The organism is Fibrobacter intestinalis (genome assembly GCF_900167415.1).
Lineage (GTDB): Bacteria > Fibrobacterota > Fibrobacteria > Fibrobacterales > Fibrobacteraceae > Hallerella > Hallerella intestinalis.
Genome location: NZ_FUWU01000116.1, coordinates 1 through 1,278, shown reverse-complemented (window position 1 = coordinate 1,278; position 1,278 = coordinate 1). Strand labels below are relative to the sequence as shown.

Annotated in this window: 1 protein-coding gene and 2 pseudogenes; 1 reads left to right on the top strand and 2 read right to left on the bottom strand. The window is 51.8% G+C overall.

Annotation, left to right across the window (positions count from 1 at the left end; translation table 11 throughout):
• Nucleotides 1–89 precede the first annotated feature (89 nt).
• Both B5D40_RS15830 and B5D40_RS15130 read right to left on the bottom strand, forming a co-directional pair.
• Nucleotides 90–248, bottom strand: coding sequence for a hypothetical protein (locus B5D40_RS15830; protein ID WP_158222048.1), 159 nt, complete (start codon nucleotides 246–248; stop codon nucleotides 90–92).
• Nucleotides 249–412: 164 nt separating this feature from the next.
• Nucleotides 413–1,156 (bottom strand): annotated as a pseudogene (locus B5D40_RS15130) (sodium ion-translocating decarboxylase subunit beta); the annotation flags it as partial.
• A gap of 10 nt (nucleotides 1,157–1,166) precedes the next feature.
• Here B5D40_RS15130 and B5D40_RS16625 point away from each other — a divergent pair.
• Nucleotides 1,167–1,278: pseudogene (locus tag B5D40_RS16625) on the top strand (IS3 family transposase); the annotation flags it as partial.

Sequence of the window (1,278 nt, the reverse complement as noted above, 5' to 3'; positions counted from 1 at the left end):
GTTTATTTTCTTCTGCCATAAGGTGGCTCCTTGGTTGGAAATATACACCTTATTAGCTTCCTCAATTTTTTCCAAGTTGCGGTTAAGCGCTACATCCCCAAATCGGCGACAGTCTTTACTTTGCCTGTTTCACCGCCGTCTTTTGAACCGGAAGAAGAATCGTCTCCACATGAAACGATACTTGCCCAACTGATTATTGCGCAACTGATTAGCCCGCTAATGCGGAAAAGGAGATGGTTATGTTTCATAAGAACTCCAAAAGATTTTGTTAAATTACATTTTAAAAAATAAGTTCTTTATTTGGCGATCTCAACGATTGTTGATGTTCTGATTGCGCAAATCTTGCTTTTTTGTTTGAAAAATAAAAGAGAACCCGTTCAATGCCGGGTTCTCTCGAATTCCGTACGAATCTTTAGGCGAGCCGGGAAATCATGTATCCGGCGGCAATCGCCGTGCCGATTACGCCCGAAACGTTCGGTCCCATGGCGTGCATGAGGAGGAAGTTCTGCGGGTCGTACTTGGCGCCTTCGAGCTGGGAAACACGGGCAGCCATCGGAACGGCGGAAACTCCGGCGGAACCGATTAGCGGATTTACCGGATTGTTCGGGGTGCACTTGTTCATGATTTTCGCAAGCAGAAGACCGCCAAAAGTCGAAAATCCGAATGCGACGACCCCCATTGCGATAATCAGCAGGGTCTTTGGCCGGAGGAAGATGTCCGCAGCCATGGTCAATCCGACGGATGTTCCGAGGAAAATCGTGACGATGTTCATCAGCTCGTTTTGCGAAGTCTTGACAAGGCGGTCGACCACGCCGGATTCCTTGAAAATGTTTCCGAGCATAAACATGATGATCAGTGCGGATGCATCGGGAACGACCAGGACGCAGATGACCATCACCATGACGGCGAAGACGATGCGTTCGAGCTTGCCGACCTTGCGAAGGCTCTTCATGCGGATGACGCGTTCTTTCGGAGTGGTCATCAGGCGCATGATGGGAGGCTGGATCAGCGGAACGAGAGCCATGCAGGTGTAGGCGGCGACTGCGATAGGGCCTATCAGGTGCGGAGCGAGCTTATTCGCCGTGAAGATGGACGTGGGACCGTCCGCCCCGCCGATGATGCCGATGGACGCCGCTTCGCCGAACGAAAATCCGCCGAACGCGATGCACCGGAAGTATCCCTACCTGCTTCGGGGCGTGAAAGTAACGCATGTGAACCAGGTGCGGAGTACCGACATCACCTACATCCGGCTCAAGCACGGGTTCGTGTACCTGACCG